Origin of the sequence: Giesbergeria sp., assembly GCF_028686475.1 — a bacterium.
Taxonomy (GTDB): Bacteria; Pseudomonadota; Gammaproteobacteria; order Burkholderiales; family Burkholderiaceae_C; genus Simplicispira.
On record NZ_JAQUCA010000008.1, the window covers coordinates 17,290 to 37,695 of the forward strand.

Sequence of the window (20,406 nt, forward strand, 5' to 3'; positions counted from 1 at the left end):
ACCCGCCATCATAATGGAGTGCTATGACCCCTCATTTCAATGGAATCACCCCTCTGAGCCATCTGGGCGTTATCCGCGCCCAAGGTGATGATGCCGTTAAATTTTTGCACGGCCAATTAAGCAACGATTTTGCCCTGCTGGGCATGGAACAAGCACGCTTGGCGGCCTTTTTATCTGCCCAAGGCCGAATGCAGGCCAGCTTTATCGGCTTCAAACGCAGTGCCACCGAAGTGCTGCTAGTGTGTAGCCGCGATGTGCTGGCCGCTACCCTCAAGCGCTTGAGCATGTTTGTGCTGCGTGCCAAGGCCAAACTGAGCGATGCCTCGGACGAATTTGCCCTGTATGGCATTGCGGGCGATAGCGTAGCTGCCTTGGCCGGTAGCGTGCAAGCGCCTTGGAGCAAAACCGACCTGCGCGAAAGCAGTTTGGTGCATCTCTACCCCGCCGATGGCCAAGCGCGTGCGCTGCTCATTACCCCTGCCAGCGCCCCTGCCCCAGCAGAGCCGGCCTTAGCGGCATCGCTGTGGGCTTGGAGCGAAGTGCATAGCGGCGTTGCCACCTTGAGCGCCCCTTTAGTCGATAAACTGGTGCCGCAAATGCTCAATTACGAGTCGGTAGGCGGGGTCAATTTCAAAAAAGGTTGTTACCCCGGCCAAGAAGTGGTGGCGCGTAGCCAGTTCCGTGGCACGCTCAAACGGCGCGCCTATCTGGCCCATGCCACCGCAGAAATTGCCGTGGGGGCTGAAATCTTTACCCCCAACGATGCCGAGCAGCCCTGCGGTCTGGTGGTGCAAGTGGCACCAGCACCAGCTGGAGGATGGGAGGCGATAATTTCGGTGCAAATTGCCGCTGCCGCGCAAGGAGCCTTGCAAGTGGGCGCTGGTGCCCAAGGGGTAACGCTGGCCTTAGCCAGTTTGCCTTACGCGCTGCTGCAAGAGGTTTAACACCTGTTGGAGCCGCAGACGGCTTCGGGCATAATTAATCCCCTTATGCACACACCGCCGACCGGTAACGATCGGCGGTTTGTTTTTGGAGAACAAAATGACCACCCTTCCCCTCACTAAGCGCGGCGCCGAGCAGCTCAAGGCCGAGTTGCACCGCCTTAAAACCGTAGATCGTCCCGCCGTGATTGCCGCAATTGCCGAGGCACGCGCGCAGGGCGATTTAAGCGAAAACGCCGAATACGAAGCCGCCAAAGACCGCCAAGGCTTTATCGAAGGTCGAATTCAAGAAGTTGAAGGCAAACTGTCGGTAGCGCAAATTATTGACCCATCAGCATTGGATGCTGGTGGCCGTGTGGTGTTTGGTGCCACCGTCGATTTAGAAGACGAAGACAGCGGCGATGCCGTCACCTACCAAATCGTGGGCGAAGACGAGGCCGACCTGAAACTGGGCCTGATTAACATCAGCAGCCCGATTGCCCGCGCTCTCATTGGCAAAGAAGAAGGCGACACCGCCGAAGTGCAAGCCCCCAGCGGCATCCGGCGCTACGAAGTAGTGGGCGTGCGCTACCTCTAAGCACCTCCATCGCCAGCACGGTATGCAGCAACGTCTTCCGGTATTGGTGGCCGCTCTATGGTGGGGCAGTTTAGGAGCGATTGGCTTTATGGCCGTGCCGCTGTTGTTTGCCCATCTACCCAGCCCGGCGTTGGCGGGCAATATGGCGGCGCGTTTGTTTGCCGCGCAAACTTGGCTTTCGGTGGCCTGCTGCTTGAGCCTGTTGTTGCTATCGCGTCCACGCGGCAGCACTGTCTTGGCAGCGTGGGCCGGTAACAGCTTGGTCTTTATTTTGGGTGGTATGTTGCTGGCGCTGCTGGTGCAGTTTGGGGTAGCGCCACGCATTGTGGCGCGCCAAGATTTGCGTCTATGGCACAGCGTCGGCACAGCCATGTATGTGGCCCAGTGGCTGTGCGCGACATTAGCGCTGTGGCGGGTAGCAGCCAAGCGCTAAACGGCTGCGGCCTACCTATACGGCTATTCGCGCCAATGTTCCGCCACCCAAGTGGCAGGCTGAATGAAGCGAAAACGCCGATTGCGCCGCCCGGCCAGTGCATCGGGTGGATTGCATTCACCATGAAAAATCACGATGCGCGCCCCCGCCGGTACAAATGGCGGCTTCCAATAGTTGGTCGGCCAGCGTGGAATGCCGTGGTACTTAAAGCTCGGGCACCAATCTTTGGGCCAATAGGCCAGTTTGCCTTGGCGGTGCAAAAAGTCCGACAGATAGGCTTGCTCGTTGCGAAACTTGCGCCGAATCTGCTCAAAATGGCCGCGAAAGTATTCCAGCACATCCGGGTGCGCGCCCAACTCAAAGCGATAGACTGAAGAATTGCCCGTGATGCGCCAAGGCCGTTTGTAGTCGTGGATGATGAGAAACTCGCCCGGCTGGGTGAAGAAATCATCCAAGCTGCCGGTAATCACCACATCCACATCCAAAAACAAGGCCGTGCCGCGCAGGCCGTACAAATCAGCGCTGAAGCTGGCCAGCTTGTTCCAGCCGCGCTCCGGAATGCCAGCAGGCAAATCCAGGGGCGGAATGGGCAAGCACTGCACCTCGGGCCGAATGCCGTTGGCGTTGTCGGTCAGGCAGACAAAATTAAAATCACCATGCAAATGGCGGCGCACCATCGCGTACAGGCGGTTGACGTATTCTGGCCCGTACTTGGTGCCCCACTTCATGCACACAATGTGGCGTTGGGGTGCGCTGGCAGACATCGCTTTAATCGGCTTGGCGCTTTTTAACCGAAGTGGGCTTGCGTTTTTTGGCCCGTTTGATTTGGCCGCCGGGCGTTAAACGCTGGTTGCCCAGCACACGCAAGGTTTTGATTTCGGGGCGCTGGCCGCCACGTTTGCTGTATTTCAGCACCTTGACATCTTTGGGGCCGGGCATCCGGTTTTCGTCGATGCTGCGTTCTTTGTCGGGCATGGGCCGCCACAGCACCAACAGCTTACCAATGTGCTGAACCGGGGCCGCGTTCAGTTCGGCGGCCAGTTCTTGGTACATCAGTTCGCGGGCAGCGCGGTCGTCGTTAAAGACGCGGATTTTGATCAGGCCGTGGGCATTCAGGGCGGCATCAATTTCTTTGCGGACACCGGGGGTCAGGCCATCATTGCCAATTTGCACCACGGGATTGAGGTGGTGTGCTTGGGCGCGTTGTTCGCGGCGCTCGGCCGGAGTAAGTTCAATTTGGGGCATGGGCCGTATTATCGAGGCAGGACAGGAAAAACATGAAAGTCAACAGTTGAAAAAGTGCCAAGAGCCACCGCTCAAGAGTCCAAGTACTGACGCAACACCGGGTAACGCCCGGTGTTTTTTTTGCCGACTCGCTCATCAAGGATGCGCCGGACGACAATCAAAGAGACACCGAAGTTACGGGCTGTTTCAGATTGCGTTACGCCGGAATCAACCGAGCGCAAAACTTCGAGTTCTTGTTCATGGGTCAAAAGTTTGGGCCGCCCGAACACTTGCCCCCGCTTGACGGCCGCGACCTGACCAGCAACTGTACGTTCACGAATGATAGAGCGTTCGAGCTGTGCAACAGCGCCTAGGACTTGGATCATGAAAGTACCGATAGGGCCAGACGTATCCAAAGGCTCAGTAAGGGAGCGGATAGAGGCTTCAGCGGCTTTGATGCTGTCCAAAATTGAAAGCAAGTCTGACAAAGACCGAGCGATGCGATCCATCTTGTAGACAACTAGAACGTCGCCAGGCTTCAGCGCAGCAAGCAAACGCCGTAGTTCTGGGCGAGAACCTACAGAACTGACCTTTTCCTGATAAATGACATCAACACCGCACTTATGCAAAGCGTCAAGTTGAAGATGTGTTTCTTGGTCTTTGGTTGAGACGCGTGCATATCCAATCAGCATTTTTTTCTCCATAGTTTGAACAGAGGGAATCGTATTTCTTTAGTGTTTTTCAAGCGAAAAAAAGAACTAGCTAGATTCCCTGCTTACGCAAAAAACAGAACACAAGAGAGGAAACAAAATCACTTGAAAGACAAAAATACCAATACCGTTTAACAGGGCGCGGAAGAAGTGCAGCGATACGCGAACGCATCAGCACGCGGCGAGCAGCAGCGAAAAGGATACGCAGCACGCGGCGAGCAGCAGCGAAAAGGATACGCAGCACGCGCGGCCCAAGAATTGTTAGTAAGTAAGCAGGTCAACATCAGGGGCTACGCCCCCGATACCCCCAGCGCGTACACGAGCAGCAGCGCGCAGACTTAAACGTAACGAGTAACACAAAACAAAAGCAGCGCAAAAACGGATTTCCAAACACAGAAAACAAAGAAAAGCAATATGGGTTTGTACCTATTGACAAAAATATATATTGAAAAATCTTTGTTTTTTGCTTGACTTTTCAAAAGTCAATAGTTTTTATTGTTTTATTTAATTATTTTGTAATAGAGAGTAACAGATAAAAATTAGCGCTGCAAGACGCTACGAACCTCAGCGTTACGCAAGCGCAGAGATTCGAGATAGCCCGGCTCTTTTGGTGGTGTAGGCGTAGGAGCAGCAGCAACGAGAACAGGCGGTTGAGCTGGTAACTGCACAGGTGGGGTAGTAGGCTGTGGCGAGCTGTTTTGGCGCGATGCTTGCTGCTGTGGGAGCTGTCCTCTGTCCCAGTCGATGAAGAAGCCCTCAGCGACGATACGAACGCAAACAGAGACATCTACACGCAGCAAAGTACCCTGCTGGGTATAGCACTTGCACACGCTGGAGGACTGGACACAAGCGGCAGGGTAAGGAGCGTGGACAGGCTTGGTAACCTCATCGTAAACAGGAGCGGTATGCGGGAAGTCGGGAAGGCGCGGAAGACGCTGAAGAACATATTGTTCAGCAGAGGTAGAGGTAACAGAAGCAGGAGCAGGAGCAGATGGAGAAGGCAAAGAATCAGCAGGTTTTTTGATTTCTGAAGAAACGTCAGAATTTTTAGCAAGGTTTTTGCCGACAGCATTAAACGCCAAAAAAATAAGAAGCGGAGCAATCACGGCGCAGGCAACAAACAGCCAGACGCGCCAAGGTATTCGCCTCTTAGCAGTGTGCAAGCTGGCAGACTTATACCACCCGTAGACGTCTTTCGGAAACGGAATCATTGTCACAGTTCCAGTTTTACCGGAACCGTCTTTTTCACAGTTAGGATTAACAGCAGCCCACTCTATACAAGAGACTAAATCACCGCCAAAAGTACGCTTTAAGTGACGATGCCAGCCCGGGGAGCCAATCAAGCGCCTGACAAAAGCGTCAATATTTTGGGGGTGCTGGGTTATCAAATAAAAGTCAAAACCGCGCCGCCGATGTTCGGCCAACATTTTGACGTAATCAGGAGGGGCGGAACTAGGAGCGCGTAAAGGAAAATCATTGTGACATTCATCCACGAGAAAGATAGTGCCATCCGGCTCATCTTGCCAGCTTTTAATGTCTATATGTTTCCAGTCTGCCAATTCACCGCCGGGAACTGGCTCAAATCGCCCGTTATGACAGACAGGCCGCGATTCTTTTAGAGAGCGTTCACGAATCCATTTTAGAGCGTTGAGAGTTTTTCCGGCGCCATTGGTGCCCGTGATGAGATAGAGCATTATTTATGCACCCACTGCTTAAAAGTGTCGCCAGTTAATCCGTTAAGCAGCAGACGCGCAGCAATAGCGCTAGACACAATACTAATGCACTGTCCCACGCGCATCATTGACAGCATCGAAATCACTTCTGGCGGCAACGCCAAGATAGATGCCAAGGCTTGCGCTTTAATCGCATCTAATGACGCATTGATACCGGTATAAGTAACGACAGAGACACCGAGAGCAACGAGGACGCGCCCAACAAGCGTACCGACCAGATTTATCAGCATACCGCCAATAGCAGCAACAAAACTAGGCATTTATTAACCCCTACCGACAATGCGTAAAGCAATTAAAAAAGAGACAGCAAGAAGGACACGCCCCAAAGCATCCAAGCCAGAATTGATTTTAGAAAATGGCAGAGTAATAGAGCTACCAGCGACCGTAACAGTCAAATCTTGTACGCCAGCACCGCCGCCGCCAAGAGCGTCAGTAGAATCAATACGGCCGATCATGTTGATAGTTTCATTACCCGGCAAATCATCAGTTTGATTTCCTTCTTTGCCTTTTTCCTGCTCATAAAGTGCGCTTTCTGCACTTTTATCGTCAAATAATTTGCAGTTTCTTCTGTGTTGTTCTTTGGCTATGGCGCATTGAATAGCATCGCCATCGCAAGAAAAAGAGCCTGAAGCGCAAGAGCCACCACCCCATTTATTTTCGATACACATTGGAGACTTGGGATTTTCGCGACAAAAGTCAGTTTTGTCTTGCTCATCAGTAGTACCGTCCGGGTTTGTTGTGGTGCATTTTCCAGTGGTTGGGTTACATGTGGTTGTTGTGCCATCGCCATTGACAGAAGTGTCGCACGGTATGCACAAGCCAGGCACATATTTACTTTCACAAAGGCCGCCGCTGCATTTACTAGGTTTCCCCTGACATGGGACACGTTTAGTGGGGTCGGTTTTATCAGGACAAAGACCGTCAGAATCATCGTCATCAGTACCGCCATCACCAGTGCCATCACCATCACCATCACTGCCATCAGGAACGCAAACGCCCGGCACATATTCACTTGCTTTATAACCGGGCTGGCAATTGTCGTCATCTCCTGAATTGTCGGATTCATTACAAGAATCGCCCGTAAATTTTGGGTTTGCTATTTTGCAATAGGTAGAGCCTGTACCACCGCCAGCACAGCCCGTAGCTTCACCAGAGACAACACAGCCCCCCGGAAAACATGAGTTAGTGGGTTTGCCGATTTGGTTTTTCATCCAATCGGCAGATTTTGTACCAAAAGAAGCACCGTAATCAGAAAGACCAAGTGGCGTATCAGTTAAATCACCGCATTTAGGGTCTTTCGGTTTATCAGAGACACAAGAGCCATTTTGTTCTTTAAATCCAGAATTGCAAGCACATTCACTGCCAGAAAGAGAAGAATTGGCAGGGCAAGAAGCAGGGGCATTCCAAGAATATTGATGCTGAATTCCACACGAACCACAAGAAGCACCAGCTTCACAGAATGAAGTAGAACTAGGCCTTATAGTTAAAGCCCCCTTACCATCAGAAGAACAACCACCACAACCAACAACCATAGAACCAAGAGCAGGGAAGTTAGAAGGGTAAGAGGATTGACAGGAGAAAGTCGGAGAAATAGCAGCGTGAACAGAAAAGGGCAAAAACAGGAAAACAGTAAATATCAGGCGGTAAATATGAGCCATGCCGCCCCCAATATTGCAATGATTACAAAAATCCCCATTATTTACTCCCACTTTGCAAAAACGCCCGAATAGGGCGCTTTGGTAAAGCCCCCCAAGGGCCAGCCAAGGGGGAACACAAGAAAAAGAATCAGGACAGAGCGCGGCGCACCCACTGGAATGCCTTCACGCCGACATAAATCAGCAGAACGGCACCGCCGATGGCTGCAACTGGAGTCGCTTGCGCGCCAATATCAGTAACGACAGCAGAGACATCGACAGCAGCAGCATGGGCAGGAGCGAAAGGAGCAGCAGCGGCAGCGCCAATAGTGACGACCGCGCCAACCTTGGATTTGGCCCAATCGGCAGCGCCAGAAGAGACAGACTTCATTTTGTCAAAAACTTGCATTTTCAATCCTTAGAGAGAGTTTCAGAATTGCCGTCAGTATGTTTAAGCGTTTGAATGAAGACCCGAAAGGCCCAGCCAATTGCCCAAATTGCGAGGACGGCACCCGCAATAGTTGCACCTTCAGCCGCCGTTAACTGGAAAGGCGGGAGGCTTAATTCATGGACCACAGTGACAGTGCAGGCAGTGGAGCATTGAAGGATTACAGGTTCAGCCATGTTTCAAGTGAAACACGAAAGGGCTACCGGCTGAAATCACTTCACAGGTATAGAAGAGGCAGAGGGCACAGCAGGTGCAGGGGGAATAGCCTTCGGTGGTTGTGTAACAACTGGTTTAACTGGGTGAACGGCAACAACCATAGTTTCTTTATTGCCATAGCGCATAAGTTCTTCAAGCTCTAATTCAACTTCCAATGGTTTAAAAAATGAGTAATCAAGATGAGCGGTAGAACGTACTACCGCAGCAGTAGTTTTATATTCAGAACCCATGTGCCCTTTAGTTTCACCATCAGAGGAATCAAGTTTAGCAACGCTATAAAATTTACTCATATCGTAAGGCTTACCCGATTTTTTAGAAATGTCAGCAATAGGAGTGCTACCGATTAAAAAAACTTTCATGCTGCTATTAACCTTTCATTGAAGTCATACCAAGGGGGAGCAATAGCAGGGCGGACTTCAATCACCCTGACACGCGGTTTAAAATTCACAACATTACGTTTAACCGCAATGTCAATGCCATAAGGCAATAAACCAGAGCGATGGCGTTTAAATGTGGCCAGACTCATACGAGCGCGCAAATCGTCACCGGCAAGCCAATCGCGGGCTGTACGACGCAAGGTGTTGGGAAGATGCTCTAGGTCGTCATGTGTGTGACTAGCACGCACAAGCACAGAGCGACGCTCTTCAAAGAGTTCGATGAGTTGACCCATATCAAGGCCCCCTAGATAGTCGCAGCCCATTGACTGCAATTGGTTTGCTTTTACGGTTACTTCAAACCGCACGACACCCGCGTCTTGGCAATACTCGATGAGTTGGCGCGGGCCGTTATGACGGAGCAACTCAGGAGCTTTTAAATAGGCTTTGGCATACACGCGACGGGAGCCACGGCCCCAATCGACGGTTTCACCATCACCATGAACACCGACCTTGATACGCGCAGAGGTTTGTTGTGTACCAAGCCATGCAAGGTACGCTCTGGCATCGCTCATCGAACCAGTCTCATAGTTGGCAGTTAAGTCGAGCCGACTAATGCGGGCACCCGTCCAGGCAGGGCGCAAATCAACAACACCGGCAATCTTGGCGTGGCGGTAGAACTTCTGACCGGCAGTAAAAGGAGGAAGGCCAAACTGGGCAACAATGTTGCTGGCACGACGAAGGCAGGCCGCCAAGTCATAGCCAAAAACGTTATCGGAACGCCCGAAGCGTGAAACGTTGCCGGAGAGTCGGACAGTGCGACCATCACAACGTACTTGGATTGAAGTGTCGTGAGAACCTTCAACAATGGCCGCACGGACTGTCTGCCACTCAACTTGACCTTGAGCATCGGCAGACCAGACAACACCGGCAGTGACTTGGGGCAAATCGTAATCATAGGATTGCTGGATAGTCAGCCAATCGACGAAAAACGGGCAGTCCATATCAGTGCCAGAATGAAGGTTTTGGCTCATTTTTGAGCCGTTTGGGAGGTGTTACTAGCACCTCCCACGAAAACCGAGCCAGAAAGCACAGCAGCGCCCGCCCCCGCGCTGCGCTTTCCGTGGGCGGGCGCTGCTGTGCTGGCCGTGGCTTTCACAGCACAATCCGAAAGAGAACCAAAACCACTAAGAAAGGACAAGGAAATGCAAACCATCGTGCTGGTGTTAATCGGGTTAGTCATTGCCGTTGTTGTCATGGCAGTGCTATCAAAAAAGCAGCAAGAGCCAAAAGAGACACCCGACAGGGCCATCGAAGGAGAAAAGCCGAGGGCTTGCCCACCATTGACAAAACATGAACAAGCTATGTTTTTCCGGTTGCAAAGTGCATTACCCAGCTTGATAGTGTTGTCACAAGTATCTTTTGGGGCACTATTGACAGCCAAGTCACGAGGAACCCGAAACACATTCGACCGCAAGCGCGCAGATTTCGTGGTATGCGATAAATCGTTCAAGGTGCTGGCAGTGGTTGAGCTGGACGACAGCAGCCACGATGGACGCGAGGAGCAGGACGCTAACCGTGACAAGCTGCTGACAGATGCCGGATACCGGGTGCTACGGTACCGAGGCATTCCAGACGTTGAGCAGGTGGCAGGGGACTTTAAATAAGCCATCAGACAGCCCCCCGAGGAAGGCCCGAACGGTCAAGCGTCAGAAATTCCAGCGCAATCGGGCAAGTGTCAGCAGGGGCAGAATCACAGGGCGCGGCAGGATGCAAGAGGAGCAAGCCACAATAGGGGCAAGCCTCCCACAGGCAAACATCATCGGGAGCGAAGTCCAGGGGGAAGGAGAGGTCATCAGCCATGATGCAAAGCCCCGCGAACAGGACGAAACACAAAAGCCACAGAAGGGCTATCAAAGGCAACACGGTAGCCGTGGGCACGCAAGACAGCTAGATAGCCCTGAAACGCCTTGAGTGACCAGAAAGGCATAAGACCATCGCCATCACGACGATGAAGCATCCCAGAAGGCAGATAGGCAACGAAAGAAGGGGGGCCATATTTGCGAACGACAGCGGAATGGGTAACGAGAACTGGCAAGGGAGGGGGAGCAAGAACGCCAGTGTTAGCAAAAAGCAAAAATGCGTGCCAGCACTGGCGAGGAGTAGCAGAGTCAGAATCAGGCAAACCGAACAAGTCAGCAGCGCAGTCAATCCAGAAGCGGCAGGTGTCTTCTGTCTGGCTATCGAACCAGTTAACGATAGGGTCGTCAGAAAAAAGAAAATCCCCCTGCGCCGGTAGGCCGGAAACGTCCAAGAAACAGGCGCTACCGGGGCAAGCAGGGGGAGATTCGGGGAAAAGTGTACTCGTGATCGTGGTGTTTGTGGTGTTCAGGTGCATGGACGTTTCCTGTGTAAAAATTAGCAACAACAGCTAACAGCACAAGAATTTACACCAGATGTTAATTATTTACAAGGGGTGCTAACTTTGGACATAGCAGAAACAATCGAACTCGCTGCAAAAATTTTGGGCAACCAGAAAGCCCTAGCAGCAGCAATCAACGAGAAAGAGTCAAGCCTCAGCGGCTTCAAAAAAGGGCGACCTTGCAGCTACCAAAAACACGCACAAATCGCAGCTGCAGCAGGTTTGCGAGAACGTGCTGTTCGCATAATTTTGGAAGGCATGGCAGAGTCGTTAGAAGAGAACATTGAGCACGAAGCACAAGCAAAAGCAGGACTGTTAGCAATGCTTGCTGCCTTCCCTCCAGCTCCGCCAGAACAGCCACCCAAGAGACAGAAAAAGCATGAAAGTCAAAACACAAAGTAAGAAGGTGAATAAGGCTTGGTTGAACGACCACGTCAACGACACCTACGTCAAATTGGCACACAAAGAGGGCTACCGCGCGCGCGCCGCCTACAAACTCAAAGAAATTGATGAGCAGTTTGGTCTGATTCGTCCCGGCCACGTAGTGGTGGACTTGGGCAGTACGCCCGGCGCTTGGAGCCAGTATGTGCGCCGTCGCCTGTCGCCCCACGGAGCCGCCACCGGCACCTTAGATGGCACCATCATTGCCTTGGATATTTTGCCGATGGAGCCGATTGAAGGCGTGCATTACATCAACGGCGATTTTCGCGAGGCCGAGGTACTGGCACAACTCGAAGCCGCTGTGCAGGGCCGGGCGGTGAATGTGGTGGTGTCCGACATGGCTCCCAATCTGTCTGGTATTGCCGACACCGATGCCGCACGCATTGAGCTGCTGGTGGAGCTGGCGGTAGATTTTGCGCGCCAGCATCTGCACCCAGAGGGGGCGCTGGTGGCCAAATTGTTCCACGGCGGCGCTTATGCACCGCTGGTCGCTTTGTTCAAAGACACCTTTCGTGTCGTCAAGTCGGTCAAGCCCAAAGCCTCGCGCGATAAATCTTCCGAAACCTTTTTGGTCGGCATCGGTCTTAAAAACCCAGCTTAAAGCGATACGCCGGGCGCTGGCGGGCCAAATCCACGCCCCAATTGGGGCTGTCTGGGGCTATTGTTGTTCCGGCGCTGCCCGAAAAGTCTAAAATCGCCCTTCTTCCCTCTTCCTCTTGCTGTTTGCACTCTCTCTGGAGCCCCGCTTGAATAATCAGTGGTTTTCAAAAGTCGCCGTTTGGCTGGTCGTTGCCATGGTGCTGTTCACCGTATTCAAACAGTTTGATACGCGGGTGGGTGTGGCTGCGGGCTACATTGGGTACTCAGAATTTCTGGACGAAGTTCGCAACAGCCGCATCAAAAGCGCCACCATCCAAGAAGGCCCCGGCGGTACCGAAATCATCGCCATTACCAACGATGAGCGCCGCATTCGCACCACCGCGACCTACCTAGACCGGGGTTTGGTGGGCGATTTGGTCAACAACAACGTCAAGTTTGATGTCAAGCCGCGCGAAGAAGGCTCCTTGCTCATGACGCTGCTGGTCAGTTGGGGACCCATGTTGCTCTTGATTGGTGTCTGGGTGTATTTCATGCGCCAGATGCAAGGTGGCGGCAAAGGCGGTGCGTTCAGCTTTGGCAAAAGCAAGGCGCGCATGTTGGACGAAAACAACAACAGCGTGACTTTTGCCGATGTGGCCGGTTGCGATGAGGCCAAAGAAGAAGTCAAGGAAGTCGTAGATTTCCTGAAAGACCCACAAAAATTCCAAAAACTGGGCGGACGCATTCCGCGTGGTTTGCTGCTGGTTGGCCCTCCGGGCACTGGTAAAACCCTGCTGGCCAAATCCATTGCCGGTGAAGCCAAAGTGCCGTTCTTCAGCATTTCGGGTTCCGATTTCGTCGAAATGTTCGTCGGCGTGGGTGCAGCCCGTGTGCGCGACATGTTCGAAAACGCCAAAAAGAATGCCCCTTGCATCATCTTTATTGATGAAATTGACGCGGTAGGCCGCCAGCGCGGTGCTGGTTTGGGCGGTGGCAACGACGAGCGCGAACAAACCCTCAACCAGATGCTGGTCGAGATGGACGGCTTTGAAACCAATTTGGGCGTGATTGTGGTGGCTGCCACCAACCGCCCTGATATTCTGGATGCCGCGTTGTTGCGTCCGGGCCGTTTTGACCGTCAGGTGTATGTCACGCTGCCCGATATTCGCGGCCGCGAGCAAATCCTGAACGTCCACATGCGAAAAATCCCAGTGGGCCAAGATGTCAACCCCAGCATCATTGCGCGTGGCACCCCTGGGATGTCGGGGGCTGATTTGGCCAACCTGTGCAACGAAGCCGCGCTGATGGCCGCACGCCGCAATGCGCGCACGGTAGAAATGCAGGATTTTGAAAAAGCCAAAGACAAAATCTTGATGGGTCCCGAGCGCAAGAGCATGGTGATGCCCGAAGAAGAGCGCCGCAACACCGCCTACCACGAGGCTGGCCACGCCCTCATCGGCAAACTGTTGCCCAAGTGTGACCCCGTGCATAAAGTGACCATCATTCCGCGTGGCCGTGCCTTGGGCGTGACCATGAGCCTGCCAGCGCAAGACCGTTACAGCTACGATAAAGATTACATGCTCAACCAAATCAGCATGTTGTTTGGGGGCCGCATTGCCGAAGAAGTGTTCATGCACCAAATGACCACTGGAGCCAGCAACGACTTTGAGCGCGCTACGCATATCGCCCGCGACATGGTGATGCGCTATGGCATGACGGAGGCGCTGGGGCCGATGGTCTATGCCGAGAATGAAGGTGAAGTATTTTTGGGCCGTTCGGTCACCAAAACCACCAACATCAGCGAAGAAACCATGCAAAAGGTCGATGCCGAGGTGCGCCGCATCATCGACGAGCAGTATTCGCTGGCGCGTCGTTTGATTGAAGAACACAGCGACAAAATGCACGCGATGGCCAAAGCCCTGCTAGAGTGGGAAACCATCGACACCGAGCAGTTGGATGACATCATGGCGGGCAAGGTGCCACGCCCACCCAAAGATTGGACACCGCGCATCCCACCCGCCTCTTCGGGCGGAGATGGTGGTAGCGGTGGCCTGCCTAGTGTGGCCACAGATGCTATTGTGGCTGGCCCTGCTACGCCAGCAGCTCCACCCGCCGCACCCACGGTGGTCTGATACCGTTTAGTGCGCTTGCACGTATTCAACGGGGTGCTTGGCACCCCGTTTTTTTATCGCCTTTTTGCGTATGTTCTGGCAAACCTCCCGCTTTACTATTGACTTGACCGCCCCAAAAATCATGGGGATTGTGAATGTCACCCCGGATTCTTTTTCGGACGGTGGCCAACACGCCCACACTGCCGCCGCTTTGCGCCATGCCGAGCAATTGCTGCGCGAAGGCGCGCATATCTTGGATATTGGTGGCGAATCCACCCGGCCCGGTAGCCCTGCTGTGCCTTTGGCGCAAGAATTGGAGCGCGTGCTGCCAGTGGTGCGCGTGGCGGTGCGCTTGGGCGTGCCGGTGTCGGTCGATACCTACAAGCCCCAAGTAATGCAGGCGGTGCTGGACTTGGGCGCGGACATCATCAACGACATTTGGGCCTTGCGCCAGCCGGGTGCCGCACAGGTGGTGGCACAGCATCCTCAGTGCGGGGTTTGCCTGATGCACATGCACCGTGACCCACAAACCATGCAAGCCGCACCGATGGAAGGGGATGTGGTCACGGAAGTGACCCACTTTTTGGCCCAGAGTGCCCAAGCCCTACAAGCCCAAGGCGTGCAGGCCGAGCGCATCGTGTTGGACTACGGCATCGGCATCGGCTTTGGCAAAACGGTGGCACAAAACTTTGCCTTGCTGGCGCAGCAAGCGGCGGTACTGGCGCTTGGCTATCCTTTACTGGCTGGCTGGTCGCGTAAATCGTCGATTGGAGCGGTAACGGGCTTAGAAGTAGGCCAGCGCATGGTGCCCAGCGTGGCTGCCGCTCTGTTGGCCATCGAGCGCGGCGCACGCATTGTGCGCGTACACGATGTGCGTGAAACCGCCCAAGCCTTGCAAGTTTGGCAAGCTGCCTGTTGAACAAAAACCTTCTCCACCGCCTTTTGTATGTCTGACACCCTCAACACCCTTTTTTCTAACCCTTCTACGCCCGTGTTGACGCTTGCCGAGGGCGGCATCGCCACCATCACCCTCAACCGCCCAGCACACCGCAACCGGCTAGAAAATGCCGACCTCAAAGCCCTGCTGCATCTGTTTGCCCAGCTAGATGCCGACCCCAGCATTCGTGTGGTGGTACTCACGGCCAACACCACAGGTCAGCCCAAGCCGGTGTTTTGTGCGGGCTACCATATTGGCGGTTTTGGTACCGAAGATGAAAGCGGTTCGGCCCTGTTTGAGCGCGTGGCCGATGCGTTGGCGGTGCTGCATCCCGTGACTATTTGCGCCCTGAATGGCAGCGTGTATGGCGGCGCGACTGATTTGGTGTTGGCCTGTGACTTGCGCGTGGCCTTGGATGGCATTGAGTTCCGTATGCCTGCTACCGCGCTGGGTTTGCACTATTACCCCAGCGGCTTGCAGCGCTATGTCGCGCGGCTGGGGGTTTCGGCGGCCAAACGTGCTTTTTTAACCGCCCGGCCTTTTACCGCACAAATGCTGTGGAATACCGGCTGCCTAGAGGCCGTGGTGCCCGATAGCGCTGGAATGCAGACCACCGTAGCCGCCTTAGTGCAAGAGGTATCGGCTTTGGCACCGCTGGCTGTGCGCGCCACCAAGCAATCCATTAACGAGATTGCCACCGGCCAGCCCAACTGGCCAGCCATGCGCGAGCGCGAAGCCTTGACCTCGGAAAGTGAAGACTTTGCCGAAGGCCGTCGCGCGTTTGCCGAGCGGCGCAAGCCGGTGTTTGTTGGGCATTGACCGCGCTGCGCCGCACTCACCCCGCGTTTAGCCTTTTTTGCCCACCAACTGAATAATGCTGGAGAAATCCAGCCCGCCATTACCGGCAATGCTGTGCATAGCGTAGAGGTTGCGCGCCATGCCGCCCAGCGGCGTGGCTGCCTTGACGGCAGTGGCCGCCTCTTGCGACAGGCCCAAATCTTTCAGCATTAAATCGGTGCCAAAACCACCGGCGTAAGCCTTGCTGGCGGGGGCGTTTTCATGCACACCGGGGCAGGGGTTGTATTTTTCTAAAGCCCAGTTGCCACCCGAGCTGCGGCGCATGATTTCCGACAGTACCTTCGGGTCTAAACCGTTGGCGACACCCAAAGCAATCGCCTCAGAAGTGCCGACCATCAAAATACCCAGCAGCATGTTGTTGCAGATTTTGGCGGTTTGGCCTGCCCCTACGCTACCCGCGTGGAAGATGTTAGCGCCCATTTTTTCCAACAAGGGCCGGGCGCGCTCCAACACTGCGGCATCGCCACCCACCATAAAGGTCAAAGTACCTGCAATGGCCCCACCCGTGCCACCGGACACGGGAGCATCGATAAATTGCACGCCTTGGGCTTGTGCGGCGTCGGCCACTTTGCGTGCGCTGGCAGCAGCGATGGTGGAGCAATCAATCACCAGCGTACCGGCAGGCAACAGGGGCAAGATGCCCGCTTGGGTGCTGGTACCCAAAAACAGCCCTTCAACGTGGGCGCTGGCGGGCAACATGCTAATCACCACTTCAGCGCCTTGCACCGCAGTGGCGGTATCGGTGGCAATCGCCACGCCCTCGGCAGCCAGTTTGTCGCAAGCGGCAGTGGACAGGTCAAATGCTTTGATGCTATGACCGGCTTTGTGTAGGTTCAGGGCCATTGGGCCGCCCATATTGCCCAAACCAATAAATGCGATATTCATGAAAATGTCTCCAGTGTGTATGTTTTATGGGGTGAATGAGGGTCAGCGGATAACATCCGGGGCATCGGCGTCCAACATACGGCGGCCAATAATGACGCGCATAATTTCGTTCGTGCCTTCCAGAATCTGGTGTACGCGGGCATCGCGCAGCAGGCGCTCTAGCGGGTATTCGCGGATGTAGCCATAACCGCCGTGCAGTTGCAGTGCCTCGTTGCAAACGCTAAAGCCTGCGTCGGTGGCAAAACGCTTGGCCATCGCGCAGTAGGTGCTGGCATCGGGGGCGGCAGCATCCAATTTGCTGGCGGCCAAGCGCACCATTTGCCGCGCGGCCACCAGCTCAGTCGCCATATCGGCCAGCTTGAACTGCAAGGCTTGAAAACTGGCCAGCGGTTTGCCAAACTGCTTGCGCTCTTGCATATAGGCTTGCGCCTGTGTCAAGGCACCTTGGGCCGCCCCGACCGAGCAGGTGGCAATGTTGATGCGGCCACCATCCAAGCCCTTCATGGCGATTTTGAAGCCCTCGCCTTCTTGGCCGAGCAGGTGGTCGTGCGGAATGCAAACGTTGTCAAAGCTGATGGTGCGCGTGGGTTGGCTGTTCCAGCCCATTTTTTCTTCTTTCTTGCCGTAGCTGATGCCGGGAGTATCGGCTGGCACGACAAAGGCAGAAATCCCTTTAGCCCCATCTTCGGTGCTGCCGGTGCGTGCCATCAAAATCAGCACTTCGGTGCTGCCAGCACCCGAAATAAACGCCTTGGCACCGTTAATCACATAGCCAGCATCGGTGCGTTGAGCGCGGGTTTTGATAGAACCAGCATCGGAGCCAGCACCGGGTTCGGTCAGGCAATAGCTGGCCAATTTTTGGCCGGTGGTGAGTGCTTCGCCCCAAGTGGCACGCACGGCATCGGTGGCCCAAGTGCCCAGCATCCACGTCGCCATGTTGTGGATGGTGATGAAAGCAGTGGTGGAGGGGTCTACCGCCGCCAGTTCTTCAAACACCATTGTGGCATCGAGTCGGGGCAGCGCCAAGCCACCTGCATTCTCGGGGGCATAGAGGCCACAAAAGCCCAACTCGCCCGCCTTGGCGATGGCCTCACGCGGGAAAATGCCTTCAGCATCCCAATGGGCCGCATGGGGGGCCAATTCGGCTTGGGCAAAATCACGCGCGGTTTGCGCGAAAGCCCGTTGATCTTCGGTCAGCTCAAAATCCATAGACAAGGGTCTCCAGCAGGGTTCTGGGAGGTTGCAACAGGGTAGAGGCAGCGGCAGACTGGCTGCGCGCTGCCCCGTGGGCCTGCTTACTTCAGGCTGATGGTGGTGTTGACACCTTGACCGGCCGTGCTGTCGTCAAACCAGCGCGCCGTGACGGTCTTGGTTTGGGTGTAGAACATAATGACCTGCTTGCCATAGGGGCCTAAATCGCCCAGCTTAGAAGCGCGCGAACCCGTGAACGAGAACAGCGGCACCGGTACCGGTACCGGCACGTTGATACCCACTTGGCCGACGTCGATTTCTTCTTGGAACTTGCGTGCTGCCGCACCCGATTGGGTGAAGATGGCGGTACCGTTGCCGTTGGGGTTGGCATTGATGAATTCGATGGCTTCGTCCAAGTCTTTGGCGGCTACCAAGCTCAACACGGGGCCAAAAATTTCTTGGTCGTAAATTGCCATGCCGGGCTGCACGCCCGAGAAGATGGTCGGGCCAACAAAGTTGCCCTCTTCATAACCGGGCACGGTGGGCTTGCGGCCATCGAGTTCTAGCGTTGCGCCATCGGCCACGCCGCGCTCAATCAAGCCCTCAATGCGGGCCAAAGCACCACGCGAAATAACCGGGCCGACATCCGTACCCTTTTCCGTGCCGCCACTGACCTTGAGGGTTTGCGCCTTGGCCACCAAATCGGGCACCCATTGCTGGGCCTCGCCCACCATAATTACCACCGGCAAGGCCATGCAGCGTTGACCGGCCGCACCAAAGGAGGCTCCGGCAATCGCGTTCAGGGTTTGTTCTTTGTTGGCATCAGGCAGCACGATGGCGTGGTTCTTGGCACCCATCATGCACTGTGCGCGCTTGCCTGCCAGTGTGGCGCGGTTATAGACGTGCGTGCCGACTTTGGTGGAGCCGACAAACGACACCGCTTTGATGTCTGGATGGTCACAAATGGCGTTCACGGCATCTTCGCCACCGTGAATCACGTTGAGTACGCCGGCAGGAATACCAGCTTCCAACGCCAACTCGACCAAACGCATCGTCACCAGCGGGTCTTGCTCGGAGGGCTTGAGCACAAAGGTGTTGCCAGTGGCAATCGCCATCGGAAACATCCACAACGGAATCATGGCTGGGAAGTTGAACGGGGTAATGCCAGCGCACACGCCCAGCGGTTGCAGGAGGGTGTAGGTATCGACACCACTGGCCACGTTGTTGGCCAGCTCGCCCAGTTGCAGGTTGCCAATGCTGGCGGCGTGTTCTACCACTTCCAAGCCACGGAACACATCGCCTTCGGCATCGGGCAGGGTCTTGCCTTGTTCTGCGGTGAGCAGGGCGGCCAGTTCACCCATGTTTTCGCGGATGAGCTGTTGCAACTTCAGGAAGATGCGGGCGCGGGCACCAATCGGGGTTTTTTTCCAAGTTTTGAAGGCTTCCTTGGCAGCAGCAACAGCAGCGTCAATTTCTGCGGGCGTAGCAAAAGGCACGCGGGCCAACACTTGTTGCGTGGCCGGATTGACCACATCACGCCATTGGGTGGTCTGGGATTCGACAAATTGGCCGTTGATCAGCAGTTTGACGGAAGGTGCAGTCATGGATGAAGTCTCCTGAAAATGGGTCTATACGCCCGAAGACTTGCATGGTAGCTGTGCGCTTTTACTCACACAATAGGCAATTACGCGCAATGAATCTGCAAAAATGCACGATTTACACATTAATCTCCTATGGACTGGAACCACCTGCGCCACTTTCTGCAACTGGCGCGTGCAGGCACTTTGGTAGGGGCGGCGCGGCATTTGGGGGTGGACCACACCACGGTAGCCCGGCACATCCAAGCCTTAGAAAAACAAATGGGGGCGGCGCTGTTTGCCCGCGAAGCTGGCGGCCAGCGCCTGACGGAGCTGGGGCGGCAATTGTTGCCAGCCGTCGAGGCGATGGAAGCCGCCGTGTTGGGGGTGGAGCGCATTGCCCCCAGCAGTGGCAGCGGCCCGGCGGGCTTGGTGCGTGTTGGGGCGACCGAAGGCTTTGGTACGCTGATTTTGGCCCCGCAACTGGCCCGACTGACACAGCACCATCCGCAATTGTCGATAGACTTGCTGGCGCTGCCGCGCATGGTGCAATTGTCGCGGCGCGAGGCGGATATTGTGATTTCCTTAGAGCGCCCCCGGCGCGGGCCAGTGATTGTCACCAAGCTGGCCGACTATGTGCTGCACCTGTATGGCCAGCGCGAGTATTTGGCGCGCCGTCCGCTAGTGACCCAGCGCGAAGATTTGCGCCACCATGCCTTTGTCAGTTATGTCGATGATTTGCTGTTTACCAAAGAACTGCAATTTTTGGATGCTTTGCACCAACCCGAGCGCTTTGCTTTTCGCAGTACCAGCATCACCGCCCAGCACGAGGCGGTACGGGCTGGGGCTGGCTTGGCAGTGCTGCCTGCGTTTTTGGCTGACCGCGACCCCTTGTTGATGCGCGTGTTGCCCGAAGAGGCCCGCTTTACCCGCACTTTCTGGATGAGTATGCCCGCCGAGTGCAAACATTTGGCACGGATTCAAGCGGTCTGGGGATTTTTGCGTGAAATCGTGAAGGAGCGCCAAACCCTGTTGCAGCCAGCCACCTCGCCTTAAATCCCTGTTTTTTTACTCGGGAATCATGGTTTCCACGGGCAAGCCACGTCAGCTTCCCG

Annotated in this window: 23 protein-coding genes; 10 read left to right on the forward strand and 13 right to left on the reverse strand. The window is 54.9% G+C overall.

Features of this window, described 5'->3' with window-relative positions:
• The first annotated feature begins 23 nt into the window (after window positions 1-23).
• The 3 genes from PHX60_RS07410 (at window position 24) to PHX60_RS07420 (ending at window position 1,951) form a co-directional block, all read left to right on the forward strand.
• Window positions 24-944 carry a folate-binding protein gene (locus tag PHX60_RS07410; RefSeq protein WP_300076354.1) on the forward strand — a complete coding sequence of 307 codons (921 nt, stop codon included), beginning with the start codon at window positions 24-26 and terminating at the stop codon, window positions 942-944.
• 97 nt (window positions 945-1,041) lie between these two features.
• Window positions 1,042-1,518: a transcription elongation factor GreA gene (gene greA / locus PHX60_RS07415; protein ID WP_300076356.1), complete on the forward strand. Its 477-nt coding sequence runs from the start codon at window positions 1,042-1,044 to the stop codon at window positions 1,516-1,518.
• 22 nt (window positions 1,519-1,540) lie between these two features.
• Window positions 1,541-1,951: a DUF4149 domain-containing protein gene (locus PHX60_RS07420; RefSeq protein ID WP_300076358.1), complete on the forward strand. Its 411-nt coding sequence runs from the start codon at window positions 1,541-1,543 to the stop codon at window positions 1,949-1,951.
• Window positions 1,952-1,974: 23 nt separating this feature from the next.
• Here PHX60_RS07420 and PHX60_RS07425 read toward each other — a convergent pair whose 3' ends face one another.
• From PHX60_RS07425 to PHX60_RS07465, 9 genes are all read right to left on the reverse strand, one after another.
• A complete protein-coding gene (locus tag PHX60_RS07425) occupies window positions 1,975-2,715 on the reverse strand; it encodes a glycosyltransferase (protein WP_300076360.1) in 741 nt (246 codons plus the stop codon).
• A 4-nt stretch (window positions 2,716-2,719) separates the two neighbouring features.
• Complete coding sequence (locus tag PHX60_RS07430) at window positions 2,720-3,196, reverse strand: YhbY family RNA-binding protein (RefSeq protein ID WP_300076362.1); 477 nt, start codon at window positions 3,194-3,196, stop codon at window positions 2,720-2,722.
• A 71-nt stretch (window positions 3,197-3,267) separates the two neighbouring features.
• On the reverse strand, window positions 3,268-3,879 hold the full coding sequence (locus PHX60_RS07435) for a recombinase family protein (protein ID WP_366144371.1): 612 nt from the start codon (window positions 3,877-3,879) through the stop codon (window positions 3,268-3,270).
• Between the two features lie 545 nt (window positions 3,880-4,424).
• Entirely contained in the window at window positions 4,425-5,579 is a 1,155-nt protein-coding gene (locus tag PHX60_RS07440; protein ID WP_300076363.1) for a zonular occludens toxin domain-containing protein, read from the reverse strand.
• Window positions 5,579-5,878, reverse strand: coding sequence for a DUF2523 domain-containing protein (locus PHX60_RS07445; RefSeq protein ID WP_300076365.1), 300 nt, complete (start codon window positions 5,876-5,878; stop codon window positions 5,579-5,581). Before PHX60_RS07445 ends, PHX60_RS07440 begins: the two co-directional genes overlap by 1 nt.
• 3 nt (window positions 5,879-5,881) lie before the next feature.
• Window positions 5,882-7,276 (reverse strand): hypothetical protein, encoded by a 1,395-nt coding sequence (locus PHX60_RS07450; RefSeq protein ID WP_300076367.1) that lies wholly within the window; start codon window positions 7,274-7,276, stop codon window positions 5,882-5,884.
• Window positions 7,277-7,403: 127 nt separating this feature from the next.
• Entirely contained in the window at window positions 7,404-7,661 is a 258-nt protein-coding gene (locus PHX60_RS07455; protein WP_300076369.1) for a major capsid protein, read from the reverse strand.
• 251 nt (window positions 7,662-7,912) lie between these two features.
• Window positions 7,913-8,275, reverse strand: a complete 363-nt coding sequence (locus tag PHX60_RS07460) for a hypothetical protein (RefSeq protein ID WP_300076371.1) — start codon at window positions 8,273-8,275, stop codon at window positions 7,913-7,915.
• Window positions 8,272-9,324, reverse strand: coding sequence for a phage/plasmid replication protein (locus PHX60_RS07465; protein ID WP_300076373.1), 1,053 nt, complete (start codon window positions 9,322-9,324; stop codon window positions 8,272-8,274). The genes PHX60_RS07460 and PHX60_RS07465 overlap by 4 nt, the downstream gene beginning before the upstream one ends.
• Before the next feature lie 171 nt (window positions 9,325-9,495).
• Here PHX60_RS07465 and PHX60_RS07470 point away from each other — a divergent pair, with 171 nt between their 5' ends.
• On the forward strand, window positions 9,496-9,957 hold the full coding sequence (locus PHX60_RS07470) for a DUF2726 domain-containing protein (RefSeq protein WP_300076375.1): 462 nt from the start codon (window positions 9,496-9,498) through the stop codon (window positions 9,955-9,957).
• Window positions 9,958-10,145: 188 nt separating this feature from the next.
• On the opposite strand, the gene PHX60_RS07475 is transcribed toward PHX60_RS07470, so the two are convergent.
• The gene (locus PHX60_RS07475) at window positions 10,146-10,688 is read right to left on the reverse strand and encodes a hypothetical protein (RefSeq protein WP_300076377.1); all 543 of its coding nucleotides are present in this window, start codon (window positions 10,686-10,688) and stop codon (window positions 10,146-10,148) included.
• A gap of 87 nt (window positions 10,689-10,775) precedes the next feature.
• Here PHX60_RS07475 and PHX60_RS07480 point away from each other — a divergent pair, with 87 nt between their 5' ends.
• The 5 genes from PHX60_RS07480 (at window position 10,776) to PHX60_RS07500 (ending at window position 15,599) form a co-directional block, all read left to right on the forward strand.
• On the forward strand, window positions 10,776-11,114 hold the full coding sequence (locus tag PHX60_RS07480) for a hypothetical protein (RefSeq protein WP_300076379.1): 339 nt from the start codon (window positions 10,776-10,778) through the stop codon (window positions 11,112-11,114).
• Window positions 11,092-11,754 carry an RlmE family RNA methyltransferase gene (locus tag PHX60_RS07485; RefSeq protein ID WP_300076381.1) on the forward strand — a complete coding sequence of 221 codons (663 nt, stop codon included), beginning with the start codon at window positions 11,092-11,094 and terminating at the stop codon, window positions 11,752-11,754. The genes PHX60_RS07480 and PHX60_RS07485 overlap by 23 nt, the downstream gene beginning before the upstream one ends.
• A gap of 145 nt (window positions 11,755-11,899) precedes the next feature.
• Window positions 11,900-13,864 (forward strand): ATP-dependent zinc metalloprotease FtsH, encoded by a 1,965-nt coding sequence (gene ftsH, locus PHX60_RS07490; protein WP_300076383.1) that lies wholly within the window; start codon window positions 11,900-11,902, stop codon window positions 13,862-13,864.
• Window positions 13,865-13,934: 70 nt separating this feature from the next.
• Window positions 13,935-14,762 (forward strand): dihydropteroate synthase, encoded by an 828-nt coding sequence (gene folP, locus PHX60_RS07495; protein WP_300076385.1) that lies wholly within the window; start codon window positions 13,935-13,937, stop codon window positions 14,760-14,762.
• Window positions 14,763-14,789: 27 nt separating this feature from the next.
• Complete coding sequence (locus PHX60_RS07500) at window positions 14,790-15,599, forward strand: enoyl-CoA hydratase-related protein (protein ID WP_300076386.1); 810 nt, start codon at window positions 14,790-14,792, stop codon at window positions 15,597-15,599.
• A 27-nt stretch (window positions 15,600-15,626) separates the two neighbouring features.
• On the opposite strand, the gene mmsB is transcribed toward PHX60_RS07500, so the two are convergent.
• From mmsB to PHX60_RS07515, 3 genes are all read right to left on the reverse strand, one after another.
• Window positions 15,627-16,523, reverse strand: a complete 897-nt coding sequence (gene mmsB / locus PHX60_RS07505; protein ID WP_300076387.1) for a 3-hydroxyisobutyrate dehydrogenase — start codon at window positions 16,521-16,523, stop codon at window positions 15,627-15,629.
• 42 nt (window positions 16,524-16,565) lie between these two features.
• Window positions 16,566-17,732 (reverse strand): acyl-CoA dehydrogenase family protein, encoded by a 1,167-nt coding sequence (locus tag PHX60_RS07510; protein WP_300076388.1) that lies wholly within the window; start codon window positions 17,730-17,732, stop codon window positions 16,566-16,568.
• An 86-nt stretch (window positions 17,733-17,818) separates the two neighbouring features.
• Window positions 17,819-19,318 carry a CoA-acylating methylmalonate-semialdehyde dehydrogenase gene (locus tag PHX60_RS07515; RefSeq protein ID WP_300076389.1) on the reverse strand — a complete coding sequence of 500 codons (1,500 nt, stop codon included), beginning with the start codon at window positions 19,316-19,318 and terminating at the stop codon, window positions 17,819-17,821.
• Window positions 19,319-19,447: 129 nt separating this feature from the next.
• Between PHX60_RS07515 and PHX60_RS07520 the strand changes: the two genes are divergently transcribed.
• Window positions 19,448-20,347 carry a LysR family transcriptional regulator gene (locus tag PHX60_RS07520; protein ID WP_300076390.1) on the forward strand — a complete coding sequence of 300 codons (900 nt, stop codon included), beginning with the start codon at window positions 19,448-19,450 and terminating at the stop codon, window positions 20,345-20,347.
• Window positions 20,348-20,406 lie beyond the last annotated feature (59 nt).

Bases quoted from the DNA above. Each gene is read 5' to 3' on its own strand.
- PHX60_RS07465 (WP_300076373.1), bottom strand. From the start codon at position 9,324: ATGAGCCAAAACCTTCATTCTGGCACTGATATGGACTGCCCGTTTTTC.
- mmsB (WP_300076387.1), bottom strand. From the start codon at position 16,523: ATGAATATCGCATTTATTGGTTTGGGCAATATGGGCGGCCCAATGGCC.
- PHX60_RS07475 (WP_300076377.1), bottom strand. From the start codon at position 10,688: ATGCACCTGAACACCACAAACACCACGATCACGAGTACACTTTTCCCC.
- folP (WP_300076385.1), top strand. From the start codon at position 13,935: ATGTTCTGGCAAACCTCCCGCTTTACTATTGACTTGACCGCCCCAAAA.
- PHX60_RS07435 (WP_366144371.1), bottom strand. From the start codon at position 3,879: ATGGAGAAAAAAATGCTGATTGGATATGCACGCGTCTCAACCAAAGAC.
- PHX60_RS07440 (WP_300076363.1), bottom strand. From the start codon at position 5,579: ATGCTCTATCTCATCACGGGCACCAATGGCGCCGGAAAAACTCTCAAC.
- PHX60_RS07455 (WP_300076369.1), bottom strand. From the start codon at position 7,661: ATGCAAGTTTTTGACAAAATGAAGTCTGTCTCTTCTGGCGCTGCCGAT.
- PHX60_RS07485 (WP_300076381.1), top strand. From the start codon at position 11,092: ATGAAAGTCAAAACACAAAGTAAGAAGGTGAATAAGGCTTGGTTGAAC.
- PHX60_RS07450 (WP_300076367.1), bottom strand. From the start codon at position 7,276: ATGGCTCATATTTACCGCCTGATATTTACTGTTTTCCTGTTTTTGCCC.
- PHX60_RS07420 (WP_300076358.1), top strand. From the start codon at position 1,541: ATGCAGCAACGTCTTCCGGTATTGGTGGCCGCTCTATGGTGGGGCAGT.
- PHX60_RS07410 (WP_300076354.1), top strand. From the start codon at position 24: ATGACCCCTCATTTCAATGGAATCACCCCTCTGAGCCATCTGGGCGTT.
- PHX60_RS07470 (WP_300076375.1), top strand. From the start codon at position 9,496: ATGCAAACCATCGTGCTGGTGTTAATCGGGTTAGTCATTGCCGTTGTT.
- PHX60_RS07500 (WP_300076386.1), top strand. From the start codon at position 14,790: ATGTCTGACACCCTCAACACCCTTTTTTCTAACCCTTCTACGCCCGTG.
- PHX60_RS07445 (WP_300076365.1), bottom strand. From the start codon at position 5,878: ATGCCTAGTTTTGTTGCTGCTATTGGCGGTATGCTGATAAATCTGGTC.
- greA (WP_300076356.1), top strand. From the start codon at position 1,042: ATGACCACCCTTCCCCTCACTAAGCGCGGCGCCGAGCAGCTCAAGGCC.
- PHX60_RS07515 (WP_300076389.1), bottom strand. From the start codon at position 19,318: ATGACTGCACCTTCCGTCAAACTGCTGATCAACGGCCAATTTGTCGAA.
- PHX60_RS07430 (WP_300076362.1), bottom strand. From the start codon at position 3,196: ATGCCCCAAATTGAACTTACTCCGGCCGAGCGCCGCGAACAACGCGCC.
- PHX60_RS07460 (WP_300076371.1), bottom strand. From the start codon at position 8,275: ATGAAAGTTTTTTTAATCGGTAGCACTCCTATTGCTGACATTTCTAAA.
- PHX60_RS07425 (WP_300076360.1), bottom strand. From the start codon at position 2,715: ATGTCTGCCAGCGCACCCCAACGCCACATTGTGTGCATGAAGTGGGGC.
- PHX60_RS07520 (WP_300076390.1), top strand. From the start codon at position 19,448: ATGGACTGGAACCACCTGCGCCACTTTCTGCAACTGGCGCGTGCAGGC.
- PHX60_RS07510 (WP_300076388.1), bottom strand. From the start codon at position 17,732: ATGGATTTTGAGCTGACCGAAGATCAACGGGCTTTCGCGCAAACCGCG.